12 protein-coding genes are annotated in these 15,386 nt (G+C 63.8%); 5 read left to right on the top strand and 7 right to left on the bottom strand.

Translation table 11 applies throughout. The features are described from left to right. The first annotated feature begins 2 nt into the window (after positions 1 to 2). Entirely contained in the window at positions 3 to 2,201 is a 2,199-nt protein-coding gene (locus tag ACFQ3C_RS16710; RefSeq protein WP_380794194.1) for a 3-hydroxyacyl-CoA dehydrogenase NAD-binding domain-containing protein, read from the top strand. Between the two features lie 160 nt (positions 2,202 to 2,361). Here the strand turns inward: ACFQ3C_RS16710 and ACFQ3C_RS16715 are convergent, their stop codons facing one another. Further along, positions 2,362 to 3,006, bottom strand: coding sequence for a sulfotransferase family 2 domain-containing protein (locus ACFQ3C_RS16715; protein ID WP_380794196.1), 645 nt, complete (start codon positions 3,004 to 3,006; stop codon positions 2,362 to 2,364). 40 nt (positions 3,007 to 3,046) lie between these two features. Further along, positions 3,047 to 3,982 (bottom strand): DMT family transporter, encoded by a 936-nt coding sequence (locus tag ACFQ3C_RS16720; protein ID WP_380794199.1) that lies wholly within the window; start codon positions 3,980 to 3,982, stop codon positions 3,047 to 3,049. 227 nt (positions 3,983 to 4,209) lie between these two features. On the opposite strand from ACFQ3C_RS16720, the gene ACFQ3C_RS16725 reads away from it, so the two are divergent. The 4 genes from ACFQ3C_RS16725 to ACFQ3C_RS16740 all read left to right on the top strand — a co-directional run bounded on the left by ACFQ3C_RS16725 (position 4,210) and on the right by ACFQ3C_RS16740 (position 9,774). After that, entirely contained in the window at positions 4,210 to 5,424 is a 1,215-nt protein-coding gene (locus ACFQ3C_RS16725; protein WP_380794201.1) for a M24 family metallopeptidase, read from the top strand. Between the two features lie 120 nt (positions 5,425 to 5,544). Continuing rightward, positions 5,545 to 7,170, top strand: a complete 1,626-nt coding sequence (locus ACFQ3C_RS16730) for an AMP-binding protein (RefSeq protein ID WP_380794203.1) — start codon at positions 5,545 to 5,547, stop codon at positions 7,168 to 7,170. A 529-nt stretch (positions 7,171 to 7,699) separates the two neighbouring features. After that, the gene (locus tag ACFQ3C_RS16735) at positions 7,700 to 8,611 is read left to right on the top strand and encodes a hypothetical protein (RefSeq protein WP_380794206.1); all 912 of its coding nucleotides are present in this window, start codon (positions 7,700 to 7,702) and stop codon (positions 8,609 to 8,611) included. 134 nt (positions 8,612 to 8,745) lie between these two features. After that, positions 8,746 to 9,774 (top strand): hypothetical protein, encoded by a 1,029-nt coding sequence (locus tag ACFQ3C_RS16740; protein WP_380794208.1) that lies wholly within the window; start codon positions 8,746 to 8,748, stop codon positions 9,772 to 9,774. Between the two features lie 3 nt (positions 9,775 to 9,777). Here ACFQ3C_RS16740 and ACFQ3C_RS16745 read toward each other — a convergent pair whose 3' ends face one another. The 5 genes from ACFQ3C_RS16745 to ACFQ3C_RS16765 form a co-directional block, all read right to left on the bottom strand. Beyond that, positions 9,778 to 11,151, bottom strand: a complete 1,374-nt coding sequence (locus ACFQ3C_RS16745; protein WP_380794210.1) for an SPOR domain-containing protein — start codon at positions 11,149 to 11,151, stop codon at positions 9,778 to 9,780. A gap of 90 nt (positions 11,152 to 11,241) precedes the next feature. Beyond that, positions 11,242 to 11,874, bottom strand: a complete 633-nt coding sequence (gene upp / locus ACFQ3C_RS16750) for a uracil phosphoribosyltransferase (protein WP_380794213.1) — start codon at positions 11,872 to 11,874, stop codon at positions 11,242 to 11,244. Between the two features lie 2 nt (positions 11,875 to 11,876). Further along, a complete protein-coding gene (locus ACFQ3C_RS16755; RefSeq protein ID WP_380794215.1) occupies positions 11,877 to 12,869 on the bottom strand; it encodes an adenosine deaminase in 993 nt (330 codons plus the stop codon). Beyond that, positions 12,866 to 14,080 (bottom strand): phosphopentomutase, encoded by a 1,215-nt coding sequence (locus ACFQ3C_RS16760; protein ID WP_380794218.1) that lies wholly within the window; start codon positions 14,078 to 14,080, stop codon positions 12,866 to 12,868. The genes ACFQ3C_RS16755 and ACFQ3C_RS16760 overlap by 4 nt, the downstream gene beginning before the upstream one ends. Beyond that, the gene (locus tag ACFQ3C_RS16765; protein WP_380794220.1) at positions 14,077 to 15,384 is read right to left on the bottom strand and encodes a thymidine phosphorylase; all 1,308 of its coding nucleotides are present in this window, start codon (positions 15,382 to 15,384) and stop codon (positions 14,077 to 14,079) included. Before ACFQ3C_RS16765 ends, ACFQ3C_RS16760 begins: the two co-directional genes overlap by 4 nt. Between the last annotated feature and the right edge of the window lie 2 nt (positions 15,385 to 15,386).

Consider the following 15,386-nt stretch of genomic DNA (forward strand, 5'->3'; position numbering starts at 1 on the left):
ACATGACCGATTTCACCATGCAGAAAGATGCCGAAGGCATCGCCACCATCACCTGGGATTGTGCCGGCAAAAGCATGAACGTGCTGAACACCGAGGCGCTGATCCATCTGGACAGCCTGATCGACGACGCGCTGGCCGATGACGCCGTCAAGGGCATCGTCATCACCTCCGCCAAGAAGGATTTCGCCGGCGGGATGGACCTGAACGTGCTGGCCAAGATGCGCGAAGACGCGGGCGACGAACCCGAGCGCGGCCTCTTTGAGGGGATCATGCAGATGCATGCCGCCCTGCGAAAGATCGAGCGCGCAGGGATGGACCCCAAGACCCTGAAGGGCGGCAAGCCCATCGCCGCTGCCCTGCCCGGCACCGCCGTGGGCATCGGGCTTGAACTGCCGCTGGCCACGCATCGCATCTTTGCCGCGAACAACCCCAAGGCCAAGATCGGCCTGCCGGAAATCATGGTCGGCATCTTCCCCGGCGCGGGCGGCACCACGCGGCTGGTACGCAAACTGGGGGCGATGGGCGCATCGCCATACCTGCTGGAAGGCAAGTTGCTGGATCCGGCCAAGGCGAAATCGGCGGGCATCATCGACGAGGTGGTGGATGATCCGGTGGCTGCCGCGCGCGGCTGGGTGCTGGCGGCCAAGGATGCCGATATCGTCAAGCCATGGGACGCCAAGGGCTACAAGATGCCGGGTGGCACACCCTACAGCGCAGGTGGCTTCCCCACATTCGTGGGCGCCTCGGCCATGGTGAACGGCAAGACGCAAGGCGCCTTCCCGGCCGCCAAGGCGCTGCTTTCGGCCGTCTATGAGGGCGCGCTGGTGCCCTTCGACACCGCATTGAAGATCGAGGCGCGCTGGTTCGTCAACGTGCTGATGAACCCGTCTTCCGCCGCGATGATCCGCTCGCTCTTTCTGAACAAGGAAGCGCTGGAAAAAGGCGCCGTGCGTCCCGAAGGCGTCTCTGATCAGCGTGTGAAAAAGCTGGGCGTGCTGGGCGCGGGCATGATGGGCGCGGGTATCGCGCTGGTCAGCGCCCAGGCCGGCATCGAGGTCGTGCTGATCGACGCCACGCAGGAAAGCGCCGACAAGGGCAAGGCCTATACCGAGGCTTACCTTGACGGCGGCATCAAGCGCGGCAAGGTCACGGCGGACAAGAAAGAGGCCATGCTGGGCCTGATCACCGCCACCACCGATTATGACGCGCTGAAAGGCTGCGACCTGATCATCGAGGCGGTGTTCGAGGACATGAAGATCAAGGCGGAGGTCACCAAAAAGGCCGAGGCCGTGATCCCGGCCGATTGCATCTATGCCTCCAACACCTCGACCCTGCCGATCAGCGAACTGGCCAAGGCCAGCGCCCGCCCCGAGCAGTTCATCGGCATCCACTTCTTCTCGCCGGTCGAAAAGATGCTGCTGGTCGAGATCATCAAGGGCGAGGCAACCGGCCCCGTCGCCGTGGCAAAGGCGCTGGATTACGTCCGCCAGATCCGCAAGACGCCCATCGTGGTCAATGACGCGCGCTTCTTCTACGCCAACCGCTGCATCATCCCCTACATCAACGAGGGGATGCGGATGGTGAAGGAAGGCGTGGCGCCCGCGCTGATCGACAATGCCGCGCGGATGCTGGGCTTTCCCGTGGGTCCGCTGCAACTGGTCGATGAAACCTCGATTGATCTGGGCGCCAAGATCGCCCGCGCCACCAAGGCCGCGATGGGCAATGCCTACCCCGACGGCGAGGTGGACGAGATCATCTTCTGGATGGAAGGTCAGGGTCGCATGGGCCGCAAGGCCAAGGCCGGTTTCTTCACCTATGATGCAGCCGGCAAGCGGCAGGGATACTGGGAAGGTCTGGCCGACAAGTATCCGCAGCTCGAGGATCAGCCGAGCCTGATCGAGGTGCAGCACCGCCTGATGTTCGCGCAGGTCCTGGAAGCTGTCCGCGCGCTGGAGGAAGGCGTGCTGGAAGACATCCGCGAAGGCGACGTGGGCGCGATCCTTGGCTGGGGCTTTGCGCCCTGGTCGGGCGGCCCGTTCAGCTGGCTCGACATCATCGGCACGCCCTATGCGGCGGAACGCTGTGACCAGTTGGAAGCGACCTACGGCGCGCGCTTTGCCTGCCCCGCGCTTCTGCGCGAGATGGCCGACAAGGGCCAAAGCTTCTACGGCCGTTTCGGCGTGGACAAGAAAGCCGCCTGATCCCCGGATCACCAGGCAGAAAAAACAAACGGCGCGGTCCCGGGGGTCCGCGCCGTTTGCATTGGGGGTGGTGCTGCGGGGGCAGTATTATTTACAAATTAGAAACAGTAAACAAAAATACGATCATTATGTCAATTTTGGAAACAATCAGGATCGAATTTCAGAAGGAATAGCCGAAGCGCGCAATATCTTCGGCGCAGAGATCCGCGACAAGTGCGGCATCATCCGGACTGTAGTAACCACGATAATCAGGGGCGCGATCCGACCGGTTCACCCGGTCAAGGACCAGCCGGAACCCCAGATGCGCCCAAAGGGGGGCTGCATCCTGTTCCAGCTGTTCCAGCCTGATATAGGCCGCGCAGCGTTCGGTTCCGGTCGCATCTTTCATATACCGCCCATAGGGCCAGGCGGTCAGGCTTGCGCGGGTCTGCGGATGGTTCAGGAACTCCGAAAAGGTCAGCGCATGGGCCAGCCCCACGGCGGGATGATCGAAGCGCTGCCCGCGCAACCAGTGATAATAGCTGACCATCCGGTCCCAGGGATTGCGCACCAATGTGAAACAATAACTCTCCGCGATCTGGTCACGGCTGACCAACCCGTCGATATCGGCCAGGGTGGAATGTTTCCACAATCGCCCCGCCGCCTGCGCGCCCTTCAGGCGATGCTTGCGCCGCTGCGCCTTGGGTGTGTCGCCCAGCAGGATATCATCTGGTTGTGCGCGACCTTCCAGCGCCAGGGCCAGCGCGGTGCCCCCGGTCTTGGGGATATGGACAAAGACATAGCGGCGGCCTGGCGAAATGATCATGCGGTCACGCTATCCCATCGGTGCCATGGCGCAAGCGCCCTTAACCGGGAATGATCTGGCGGCGCTGCTCTGCGCCCGATCGCAGCGCGATGATCACCCCCGCCGATGCGATCAACCCGATGCCGATGGCCTGCCCTGCGCCGACGGGCTGGGCGAACAGCCACCAGGCAAAGAACGGCCCGAAGATCATCACCGAATATTCGAAGACCGAGACAAAGCCAGCCTCGCCGGTCTGGTAGGCTTTGATGATGCACCAGACCCCCGCCAGCGACCCCACCGCCTGCAACCACAGTAGCGGCCAGACATCGACCAGCGGCCAGACCCAGCGGCGTGTCAGAAACCCGGTTTCGGGCATGTCCAGCACGACAAGGCCCAGCGCCATTGCCCCCGAAAACAGGCATTGAAACAACATCACCCCCAGCAGCAGCGCCATCGTGCTTTCGCCCGCGCACCAGGACCGCGTGGCGATGATGGACACGGCATAGAACAGCCCGCCCGCCACGGGCAGCAGCGTCCAGACCGAAAACGCATCCGCATCGGGTTGCAGCACCATCAGGATCCCCAGGAACCCCATCAGCACCGCAAGGATGCGCCATGGCCCGATACTGTAGCCCATCAGGCCCCAGGTGATCAGCAGGATGAAAATCGGCGAGGTGAACAACCCCGCCAGCGCCTGTGCGATGGGCATGAAGCCCAGCGCCCCGAAATAGCACATCATGGCGATCCCGGCGAAAGCCGACCGCCCCCCCACCCGCAGGATCGAACGCGGGCGCAACGTGCCCAGACCAAGCCAGGACATCACCAGCAGCATCGGAGCCATCAGGATGGTCCGCATGACCTGAAACTGCCAAAGGCCGATCTCGGTTGCGATGGCGGCCACGTAATTGTCGATGAACCCGATGATCACCATGGCCACCAGCATCACGCTGGCGGCGGCAAGGGGCCTGTCCTGATCGGCATGGGCTACAAGGGTCATGGGATGTCCGGTTTCAATCTCTGCCTCCTGCTTATGTCGCGGCAACATCAATCTCAAGCGATGCTTGAAGGGGCGCTGCATTGTCATGTATACTTCGTGACAGGGCGTGCCGATGGCGTCGGCGCGGGGAACTGCATTCCCTTTCCTGCGGATCATTCCGCCGTCGTCCTGTACGCCGGGACCTCTGACAAGGGGGCCCGCAGATTTCCGGCCCCGCAGGACCGATGATGACACAGACCGCAAGACCCGACATGTACCGCTTTCACAACGGCCAGAAAGCGCCCCTGCCCTTTTCCGAAGCCGAATATGCCGCCCGCCTCGCAGGCTTGCGCGCCGATATGGCCGCGCAGGGCGTGGATGCCTGCGTCATGACCTCGATGCATAACGTGGCCTATTACGCGGGCTTTCTCTATTGCTCATTCGGGCGACCCTATGCCTGCGTGGTCACGCCAGCCGATTGCGTGACAATCAGCGCGGGCATCGACGCAGGCCAGCCCTGGCGGCGCAGCGTGGGCGACAACATCACCTATACAGACTGGACACGCGACAATTTCTGGCGCGCCGTGCGGTCCGTCACCGGCGAAGGCCGCGTGATCGGCTATGAGGCCGATCACCTGACGCTGCTGCAATCGGCCAAGCTGGATGCTTTCCTTGCCCCCTCTCTCCGCGTGGACATCGCGCCCGCCACCATGCAGCGGCGCATGCGCAAATCCGCGGCCGAGATCGACCTGATCCGCGCGGGCGCCAATGTGGCCGATGTCGGCGGCTATGCCATCCGGGACGCGGTGCGCGTGGGTGCGCGCGAGATCGACATCGCCATGGCCGGGCGCGACGCGATGGAGGTCGAGATCGCAAAACGCTTCCCCGATGCCGAGTACCGCGATACCTGGGTGTGGTTCCAGTCAGGCCTGAACACCGACGGCGCGCATAACCCTGTCACCGCGCGCGCGCTGGAGCGTGGCGATATCCTGTCGCTGAACACCTTCCCGATGATCTCGGGCTATTACACCGCGCTTGAACGCACCCTTTTCGTGGGCGAAGTCGATGCCGCCAGCCTGGCGATATGGGAGGCGAATGTCGCCACCCATGAATACGGCATGTCCCTGCTGAAACCGGGTGTCAGCTGCGCCGAGGTGACCCACAAGATCAACGATTTCCTGTCTGCGCGCGACCTGCTGCAATACCGCACCTTCGGTTATGGCCATAGTTTCGGCGTGCTGTCGCATTTCTACGGCCGCGAGGCCGGGCTGGAACTGCGCGAGGATATCGACACGGTTCTTGAACCCGGCATGGTCATTTCGATGGAACCGATGCTGACCCTGCCCGAAGGCGCGCCCGGCGCCGGTGGCTACCGCGAGCATGACATCCTGATCATCACCGAGACGGGGAACGAGAATATCACCGGCTACCCCTATGGTCCGGCCTTCAACGTGGTCGGCTGACAGGATGGCGCGGGCGGCATTCGTGCAGGCCCGCGCCTTTCCCCCTTTCCCTTCGCCGTGGGGCGCGCAATATTGTGTCGCACAAGCGCCGCATGGCGACAGATCACAAGGGGGGATATGATGGGCTGGCTCAAGGATGAAACGGGTCTTGGCAAGACGGCGGCGAATTACGTGCCCCTCACGCCGCTGTCGTTCCTCAAACGCGCGGCGCAGGTCTTTCCCGACCATCCGGCGGTGATCTACGGCCCGCACCGCAAGACCTATGCGGAATATTTCGAACGCGTCACGCGTCTGGCCTCGGCCCTTGTCAAACTGGGCGTGCAGCCGGGCGATGTGGTCGCCACCCTGATCCCCAACCTGCCCGCCCAGGCCGAGGCGCATTTCGGCGTGCCGGCCTGCGGCGCGATCCTCAACACGATCAACACAAGGCTGGAACCCGACACCGTCGCCTATATCCTCGATCACGGCGGCGCGAAGGTCCTGCTGGTCGATCCGCAATTCCTGCCACTGGCCGCCGAGGCGATGGACCGGATGGAAGGCCCCGCCCCCACCGTGATCGAAGTGCCCGACGACCATGCAGGTGTGCATGGCCAGGGCCATTACACCGATTACGAAAGCCTGCTGGCGGCGGGTGATCCCGATTTCGACTGGATCATGCCCGAGGACGAATGGGAAAGCATCGCGCTCAACTATACCTCCGGCACGACGGGGCGGCCCAAGGGCGTGGTCTATCACCATCGCGGCGCCTATCTGAATGCCATGGGGCAGGTCATCAGCTGGCGCATGGTGCTGCATCCGCGCTACCTGACCATCGTGCCGCTGTTTCACTGCAACGGCTGGTGCCACACCTGGATGATGCCGGTGCTGGGTGGCACGCTGATCTGCTGCCGCGACATCACCGCGCCCGCCATCTTCAACGCCATCGCCGATGAGGGTGTCACCCATTTCGGCGGCGCGCCCATCGTGCTGAACACGCTGGTGAACGCCCCCGCCGCGCAACGCCGCGCCTTTTCCCAGACGGTCGAGGTATTCACCGCCGGTGCCCCCGTCGCCCCCGCGACCCTGGCCAAGATCGAACCGATGGGCTTCAACGTCACCCAGGTCTACGGGTTGACCGAAACCTATGGCCCCGGCACCGAATGCACATGGAACGCCGCATGGGACGAGCTGCAAGGCGATGCCCGCGCCGCGATGAAGGCGCGCCAGGGTGTCGCCATGCCGTTTCTTGAGGGCGTGACCGTGATGACCGACGGGATGCAGCAGATCCCCATGGATGGCGTCACCCAGGGCGAGATCATGTTTCGCGGCAATGGCGTGATGAAAGGCTACCTCAAGAACCCCAAAGCCACCGAAGACTCCTTTGCCGGTGGCTGGTTTCATTCTGGCGACATCGCCGTGCAGCATCCCAACGGCTATATCCAGATCGCCGACCGCGCCAAGGACATCATCATCTCGGGCGGCGAGAATATCTCCTCGGTCGAGGTCGAAGGCGTGCTGATGGCCCATCCCGACGTGCTGCTCTGCGCGGTGGTCGCGAAGCCTGACGAGAAATGGGGCGAGGTGCCCTGCGCCTTCGTCGAGCTGAAAGAGGGCGTGGCGGGCGACGAGGCCGCCCTGATCGCCTTCACCCGTGAGAAGCTGGCAGGCTTCAAGACCCCAAAGAAAGTGGTGTTCCAGGAATTGCCGAAAACCTCGACCGGCAAGATCCAGAAGTTCGAGCTGCGCGCGATAGCCAAGGGGTTGTGAGGGAGGGGGCGGTCGCCCCAAGCCGTGCGCTCGCCGACCTGCGGGGTGGCGACACAACGATCATTCAGGGCACTTTATCCCCGCCCAGTCATAGAACCTCAGTTCTATGCACAACGGTCGCAAAATCGCTGCTCCACCTCGCCCCAAGCCGGGCGCCCGCCGACCCGCGGGGTGGCGATGCCGCCGACAGTTCGGCGCACTTTATCACCACCCAGTCATCGGCCCTCAGTTCTATGCACAACGGTCGCAAAATCGCCGCTCGACCTCGCCCCAAGCCGCGCGGTCGCCGACCCGCGGGGTGGCGAGCCTACGACAGTTCGGCGCACTTTATCCCCACCCAGTCATCGAACCTCAGTTCTGCGCACCACGGTCGCAAAATCGCCGCCCCAGGGGGCGGGTCGGCGATCGCGCGGCGGCGCGTACCGCGCCTTGTTCCGCGCGGGGGAGGGAAAAAAAGGGCAAGACATTGGGATCTTCTCAATGATAGAAATTTACGTGTCCAAATATCGTATGGTTGGGGATTTGTAGCTTGGGTAACTTTGGAAGCCTGTTTTCTTATACTATCACAAAAACAAAAAATTTGAAACTACTGGAAAACCTTACCACCAGTCAACCATTTAGTTTTGGCGTGATATTTGTTGCACTTTACCTAGGAGCCATTAGCGCATACTTGCTCGGCGTAGCGATAACCTTGCCGCAAGCTATAGTCACTATAATCAACCAATCAAGCATTATCCACCTAACCACGCAGATTACGTTTGTCATGATCTTGGCAATATCTTTAACAAAGGTGTTGCATCCGCTACTGGTTGGCGCTCTTTTTCTATGGAACCAGCTAGTTCGTGACTTCCAGCTGGGACGAAATAGAAAAAGGACTATTCGGAAAGCGGCATTCTACCGGCTTGAATATCGCAGAAACAGGCAGGTGGTAGAAGGTCGTGCATTTAGGAAATTAATAAATTTTCAAAAATCTATTATCATCTCATTAATACTGTTAGCACTTCTTTTCAATATTGATGACAATGCAAATCCCGCATTCGGCATCTTCGCAATGCTATTTTTTCCAATAATATTCCTGCCAATCATAACAATATTAGCAACATTAAATTCATATCGAGCCACTGAAGTGAAATCAAAATCGGAGTTCCTCACTTCACAAGCTGGCGCACAGTTCATAATTTCGATGTGTCTTTTAGCGTTCTTTTTCCTAGGCATTGGGAGGACTGTTTCTATAATTTATGGTCCAAACGTTTTCTATAACTTACCGAATGGTGTTTGCAGATTGGCTCCAATGATGCCAGTTTTTGGGGGTGCGCTTTACTTTCATCAAGAAAGCGAGCACTTCGTGATCATAGAGAACGGGGATATTGCTTTTTACATTCCGAGACTTGGTTCTAGCGGTGCCCCGTGCCAAATCCCCCAACCGTTAGAATCCCCCTAACGCCTCCCCGCAACCCATTGATTCCAAACAACCCCAAAAATGTCCCATCATGGGACAGCCCCCTGTCCCTGCCCCCTACCACCCCGGTCCACCCCATGCTAAACTTGCCCAAACAGAGGCAGGGCAGCCCATCCATGACCGCATTGCAGGAGTATCAACGGCTTGAGGCCTCCGCCCTCTGGCGCCCCGCGCCCGAGGAGCAGCGGCGCGAGGTCATCGTCTCGATCGGCGAGGCGACGCTGGTGATTTCCGACCTGACCGACCGCCCCCTTGCCCATTGGTCGCTGGCTGCCATCGCGCGGGCCAACCCCGATGAGACCCCCGCGCTCTATCATCCCGAAGGCGATCCTTCCGAAACGCTTGAACTGGCGGCGGATGAGGCCGCGATGATCACCGCCATCGAAAAACTGCGTAGCGCGGTGGATCGCCGCCGCCCCCGGCCCGGACGGTTGCGCGGGATCGGTCTTGCCGCGTCCTGTGCGGCTGTCGCGCTGCTGGCGGTGTTCTGGCTGCCCGGCGCGCTGCGCGATCATACCCTTTCTGTCGTGCCCGATGTGAAGCGCGAGGATCTGGGCCGCGCCCTGATGACCCATCTTGAACGGATGACCGGCCTGCCGTGCGTCGCCCCCGAAGGCTTACAGGTGTTGCAGAAGTTTTCCGCCCGCCTGCCCGAGGTGTCGGGCCAGCGCAACGCGCTGATCGTGTTCCGCAGCGGTGTGCGCGACACGGTGCGCCTGCCCGGCCGCATCCTGCTGATCGGGCGCGGCCTGGTCGAAAGCTATGAGGAGCCAGACGTTCTGGCAGGCTATATCATCGCCGAACAGCTCCGCGCCCAGGAAAGCGATCCGCTGGGCCGCCTGCTGGACTGGGGCGGTATCATGGCCAGCTTTCGGTTGCTGACAACCGGCACGCTGCCCGATGAGACATTGCGCGATTATGCGGAGACCCTGTTGACGGCACCGCCCCTGCCCCTCACCGACGAGGGGCTGAAGCAAGGGTTCCAGCGTTTGTCCGTGCGCGCGACGCCCTATGCCTATGCGCTGGACCCGACAGGCGAGAAGACCCTGGCCCTGATCGAGGCCGATCCCTTCGCCAGCGCGCCCCCGCAACCCCTGATGTCCGATGGCGACTGGTTGCGGTTGCAGGCGATCTGCGGCGGCTAGGCGTCAGTTCCGCGCAAAAGCCTCGCGGAAACCCGCGGCGCGCGCGGCCGTCAGCCCCTGAGACAGGGCTGCGGTATTGGCAAAGGGACCCGCAAGGATCACCTGCACCGGCTTGCCCTTGCTGCTGCTGCGCTGGATACTGACAGGCAGCCCGGCCGCCTGAAGCCGCCTGATCGTGCGCTGGGCATTGGCGGGATCGGCAAACGCGCCCACTTGCAGGAAGCGGCCCGTCACGGTCTTGGGGGCGGACGGCGGCGTGGCCCGGGTGGACACGCGCGGCTGAGCGGCCACTTGCCGCTGAGGCTGGGCCTTCTGGGTGCCACGGGTCGACACGCTCGCCCGGTCTGCCGCCCGGTCTGCCGCCCGCTCTGCAACCGGCACACCGGCGCGCACCTGGGTCGCCAGATCGGTATAGGGATAGACAAGGTTCGGGTTAAAGGCCGTCATGTCGCGCCCACTGCGCCGATCGATCAGACGGCGCGGCACGGTCTGGGTCCAGACCAGGTCCATCGCGGCCTTTCCCGCCACGGTTCCTTGCGCGCGATAGGGGTTCAGCCGGTCATCCTTCCAGACGGGCCGATAGCCTGGCGGCACGACCCCCGCATCTGCGGCATTGGCCTGGGCCTGAGCCACGTGGCGCGGCACGATCCTGGTCTGCGGGTCCAGCACGGCGCCTGCTTGACGGTTCTGGGCGATGGCGGGCGCCCCCAGGCGCCGGGCCGTGCCATTCACACGGCTGACCGGATCCTGTGTCTGCGGTCCGCAGCGCACATCGGCGCCACAGCGGCCGGTGGTGGTTGCGATCTGTCCCGCGATGGTCCCGGCGGCCCTTTGCCCTGCGGCATTCAGCGTCGGGGCGGTCGCGATCGATGCAACGGTGCGCATCGGGGCGCCGGCACGCGGCGCCATGACGGGCGGCTGCGGCGCCATGCGCGCGTTCACGGGGGTGTTCATAGTGGCGGACGGTCTTGCCCGGGCGGCGGCAGGTGCTGCGGCGGCAGGTGCCGCGGCGGACGGCCGCGCGGAAGACGCCACGGTTGTCCCGGCAGCGGCCGCGCCCGCCGCAGCCGGCGGTATCGTGATCAGCCGGGCGCCCGGCGGAAGTGCTGCCTGCGCGCTTGCGCCGGCACCGGCCGGCACCCCGTTTGCAAAGGTTGGCCTGGCGCCGCACAGGTTCTGGCGGCTTGACGTGACACGCGGCACCCATGTCGTGGCCCCGGCCACACCGGCGCGCACGAAGATGCACCCCTGGCTGTCGACATATTGTGATCCGGTGAAGGAAGCCGGCGGAAACTCGGCCGGCTCACGAAAGCGGATCGACTGTGCCTCGGCTGGCAGAACCCAGGTCAGCGTAGAGGCAGCGATCAACGCAGCCATCGAAAAAACCCGTACAGACATCATAAGCGCCCCCAACATAGCGTGGCGGCACTTTGCCTGAAACGGAAACGATCGTAAAGGGATGATAGCTTATTTAGTGCCAAACATGCGGTCACCCGCATCACCTAGTCCGGGCAGGATATATCCCTTGTCATTCAGACGCTTGTCCAGCGCAGCCGTGACGATCGGGACATCGGGATGAGCCTCTTTCATGCGGGCGACGCCTTCGGGGGCCGCCAGAAGGCACATGAACCGGATATTGGTGGCCCCCGCAGCCTTGAGCAGATCGACCGCCGCGACCGAGGAATTGCCCGTGGCCAGCATCGGATCGACAACGATCACCAGACGATCCTCCAACCCTTCGGGCAGTTTGCAGTAATATTGCACGGGCTTCAGCGTCGCCTCGTCACGATAGAGGCCGACAAACCCCACCCGTGCCGAGGGGATCAATTCCAGAACCCCGTCCAGCAGGCCGTTGCCCGCCCGCAGGATCGACACCAGCGCCAGCTTCTTTCCCTTCAGAACCGGCGCGTCCATTTCCTGCATCGGGGTTTCGACGGCGCGCGTGGTCAGTTCCAGTTCGCGCGTCACCTCATAGGCCAGCAAAGCCGAAATTTCGCGCAGCAAGGCACGGAATTCCCCAGTCGAGGTGTTCTTGTCGCGCATCAGCGTCAGCTTGTGTTGCACCAGCGGGTGGGTGACGATGGTCAGATGATCGGTCATGGCTACTCCGTTTCTGTCTTCAGCCTGTCCCGCAGGCGGTCTTTCGTGGCGGCATCGCAGAAGGCCGCATCAACAGCCGTGCGGTTCAGCACGGCAAAATCGGTCAAGTCCCAGCCGAAGGCGCGCTCCAGCCCCGCGAACTCCTGCGACATGCTGGTGCGGAAGAAGGGCGGATCGTCAGTGGACACTGTCACCTTTACCCCCGCCTTGCGCAGTTTCGCAATGGGATGGGCGCGCAGATCGGGATAAAGGCCCAGGGCGACGTTCGATCCGGGGCAAACCTCCAGCACCGTGCCAGCCTCGGCCAGCCGGTCTATCAGGGCCGGGTCATCGACGGCGCGCACACCATGGCCGATGCGCGTGACGCGCAGGTCGTCCAGCGCCTGCCGGACCGAAGCGGGGCCTGCGAATTCACCGGCATGGGTGGTCAGGTTCAACCCCGCCTCGCGCGCGCAATCGAAGGACCATGCGAAATCGCCCTGCTTGCCCATGGTCTCGTTCCCGCCCATGCCGAAACCGGTGATCCAGTCGCCGGCGGTTTCGGCGGCACAGCGGGCAATCTGGCGCGCCGTGTAGGGGCCGAAATGACGGATGCAGGTGACAATGCCACGCATGATGATGCCATGGGCGGCTTCGGCCCGGTCCGCCGCCTCGCGGATGGCATGCAGGTATTCGCGCCAGGCGGCAAGGTCGCCGCCACCACAGAAATCGGGGCTTATGAATGCCTCGGTATAGATCACGCCGTCTTCGGCGCTGCGCTCCAGCACCGCCGCGGTCAGGCGGGCGTAATCCTCGGGCCGTTTGAGCACGCTTGTCGCGGCCTCGTAGACCTGCAGGAAATCGGGGAAATCGTCGAAGCTGTAATGCCCGCGCTCATCGAAGATACCGGCGATATCCACGGATTTTTCCCGTGCCAGACGGCGGATCAGATCGGCAGGCGCCGCACCTTCAAGGTGCAGGTGCAGTTCGACCTTGGGGTAGTCTTGCCAGCTCATGCGACCACCCTTCCGGGCCCGCGCCGGGTCAGGCCAAGATGCGCGGCAATGGTGGCCGCCACATCGACAAAGGCCAGATGCCCCAGCGCGCCTGCGCCCAGCCCGGCGACCAGAACCGGCACACGTTCGCGGGTATGGTCCGTGCCGGTCCAGGTGGGGTCGTTGCCATGGTCGGCGGTCAGCAGCATCATGTCACCCGGGCGCAGCGCCGCGATGATCGGGCCGATCCCGGCATCGAAGCGTTCAAGAGCGCGGGCATAGCCCGCGACATCGCGGCGATGGCCATAAAGACTGTCGAATTCCACCAGATTCGCGAAGGTCAGGCTGCCGTCCTCGGCTGTGTCCACCAGCCGCGCCAGATGGCCCATCAACGCGGCGTCATCGCCCTTGGCCAGATCGTCGATCCCCCGCATCGAGAAGATGTCACCGATCTTGCCCACCGCATGCACGCGGCGTCCATCGGCCTGCGCCCAGTCGCACAGCGTGGGTGACGGGGGGGCGATGGCATAGTCGTGGCGGTTGGCGGTCCGGGTGAAACCACCCTCGACCGTGCCGACAAAGGGTCGCGCGATCACGCGCCCCACGCGCATGGCATGCAGGATCGGGGCGGCGCGTCGGCACAGGTCCAGCAGGCGGTCGAGGCCAAAGTGTTTCTCATGCGCCGCGATCTGAAAGACGGAATCGGCCGATGTGTAGCAGATGGGCCAGCCGGTGCGGATATGCTCGCCCCCCAACCGGGCGATGATCTCGGTGCCTGAGGCATGGCAATCACCAAGGATGCCATCGGTCCCCGCCAGCGCTGCGATCCGGGCGCTCAGGTCGGGCGGAAAGGCGGGCTGCGTGTCGGGAAAATGGTGCCAGTCCCATGGCACGGGCACACCGGCCAGTTCCCAATGGCCCGACGGCGTATCCTTGCCGTTCGACACTTCGGTGGCCGCGCCCCACAAGCCCTGCGGCGCGGCGCCCAGACCCGGCGGCGGCGCAAGCCCGCTTGCCAGCTCCATTGCCGCCCCCAGCCCCAGCCGATCAAGGTTCGGCAGATGCAGCGGACCCGCGCGATCCGTGTCGGCGCGCCCCGCCGCACAGGCCAGCGCGATATGGCCAAGGGTGTTCGCCCCCGTATCAGGGGTCGTCCCGTTGAAGAAACGGTCCGCATCGGGCGCCCCGCCGATACCGACCGAGTCCATCACCACCAGAAAGGCACGGCTCATGGTCCGACCCTGTCATGGATCAGCGGCGGCAGGTCCGGTGCATCTTGTGCAATCGTGATCGCGCCAAGCACCTGCGCCATCGCCTTTTGCGCGGCCTCGGGCCGGGCGGCATGGATGCGCGCCAGCGGTTGACCCGCATCGACCCATGCGCCCAGTTCCACCATGTCCGACAGGCCCACGGCGGGATCGATACGGTCGCTTTCGACCTGCCGCCCCCCGCCCAATGCCACGACGCACAGGCCAAGCGCATGACCGTCGATCGCGGCGATATAGCCGGATTGCGGGGCTTTCACCTCGCGGATCACATTGGCTTCGGGCAGAAAGCGCGCCCAATCCTGCACGAAGCGGGTCGGCCCGCCCTGGGCCGCGACCATCTGGCCGAAACACTCTGCCGCGCGCCCATCCGCGATGCTGGCCCGGATCGCCTGCGCGCCAGTCTCGGCATCCGCAGACAGGCCCGCGCCCGCCAGAACCGCAGCGCCCAGCGCCGCCGTGACATCCAGCAAACGCCCGCCCGCCTGCCCGGTCAGCACCCGCATCGTCGCCGCCACCTCAAGCGCATTGCCCAGATCGGGGGCCAGCGGCTGGTTCATATCGGTCATCAGGGCCATGGTCGGGCATCCGGCGGCATTGGCCGTCTCGACCAGGGCCCGCGCCAGCGCGCGCGCCTGTTCCGGTGTCTTCATGAAGGCCCCGCTGCCCGTCTTGACGTCCAGCACCAGCCCATCCAGCCCGGCGGCCAGCTTCTTGGACAGGATCGAGGCGGTGATCAGATCAAGGCTTTCCACCGTCCCGGTCACGTCGCGTATCGCGTATAGCCGACGGTCAGCCGGGGCGATGGCGGCGCTGGCACTGACGATGGCGCAGCCCGCCTGCGCCACGACCGCGCGCAGCCGCACCTCGTCCAGATCCGTGCGCAGGCCGGGGATCGCTTCCATCTTGTCCAGCGTGCCGCCGGTATGCCCCAGGCCGCGCCCGGAAATCATGGGCACGCAGGCCCCGCAGGCCACCAATGCAGGCGCAAGGATCAGGCTAACGCAATCGCCCACCCCGCCGGTGGAATGCTTGTCCAGCACCGGACGGTCCATATCCCAACCCAGCACATGACCCGAATCCCGCATCGCCAGGGTCAGGGCCACGCGCCCCTCATCCCCCAGACCGTTCAGCAAGGCGGCCATGGCAAAAGCCCCGGCCTGTGCATCCGAGACCGCCCCATCGGCCAGACCGCGCGCAAACCAGTCCAGCTCGTCCCGGGTCAAGGGCAGGCGGTCGCGCAGACGGGTGATGATGCCGCGGGCGTCCAAGG

Source organism: Seohaeicola saemankumensis, assembly GCF_042678485.1.
Classification (GTDB): Bacteria; Pseudomonadota; Alphaproteobacteria; order Rhodobacterales; family Rhodobacteraceae; genus Seohaeicola; species Seohaeicola saemankumensis.

Bases quoted from the DNA above. Each gene is read 5' to 3' on its own strand.
- ACFQ3C_RS16740 (WP_380794208.1), top strand. From the start codon at position 8,746: ATGACCGCATTGCAGGAGTATCAACGGCTTGAGGCCTCCGCCCTCTGG.
- upp (WP_380794213.1), bottom strand. From the start codon at position 11,874: ATGACCGATCATCTGACCATCGTCACCCACCCGCTGGTGCAACACAAG.
- ACFQ3C_RS16725 (WP_380794201.1), top strand. From the start codon at position 4,210: ATGACACAGACCGCAAGACCCGACATGTACCGCTTTCACAACGGCCAG.
- ACFQ3C_RS16755 (WP_380794215.1), bottom strand. From the start codon at position 12,869: ATGAGCTGGCAAGACTACCCCAAGGTCGAACTGCACCTGCACCTTGAA.
- ACFQ3C_RS16730 (WP_380794203.1), top strand. From the start codon at position 5,545: ATGGGCTGGCTCAAGGATGAAACGGGTCTTGGCAAGACGGCGGCGAAT.
- ACFQ3C_RS16760 (WP_380794218.1), bottom strand. From the start codon at position 14,080: ATGAGCCGTGCCTTTCTGGTGGTGATGGACTCGGTCGGTATCGGCGGG.
- ACFQ3C_RS16710 (WP_380794194.1), top strand. From the start codon at position 3: ATGACCGATTTCACCATGCAGAAAGATGCCGAAGGCATCGCCACCATC.
- ACFQ3C_RS16745 (WP_380794210.1), bottom strand. From the start codon at position 11,151: ATGGCTGCGTTGATCGCTGCCTCTACGCTGACCTGGGTTCTGCCAGCC.
- ACFQ3C_RS16720 (WP_380794199.1), bottom strand. From the start codon at position 3,982: ATGACCCTTGTAGCCCATGCCGATCAGGACAGGCCCCTTGCCGCCGCC.
- ACFQ3C_RS16715 (WP_380794196.1), bottom strand. From the start codon at position 3,006: ATGATCATTTCGCCAGGCCGCCGCTATGTCTTTGTCCATATCCCCAAG.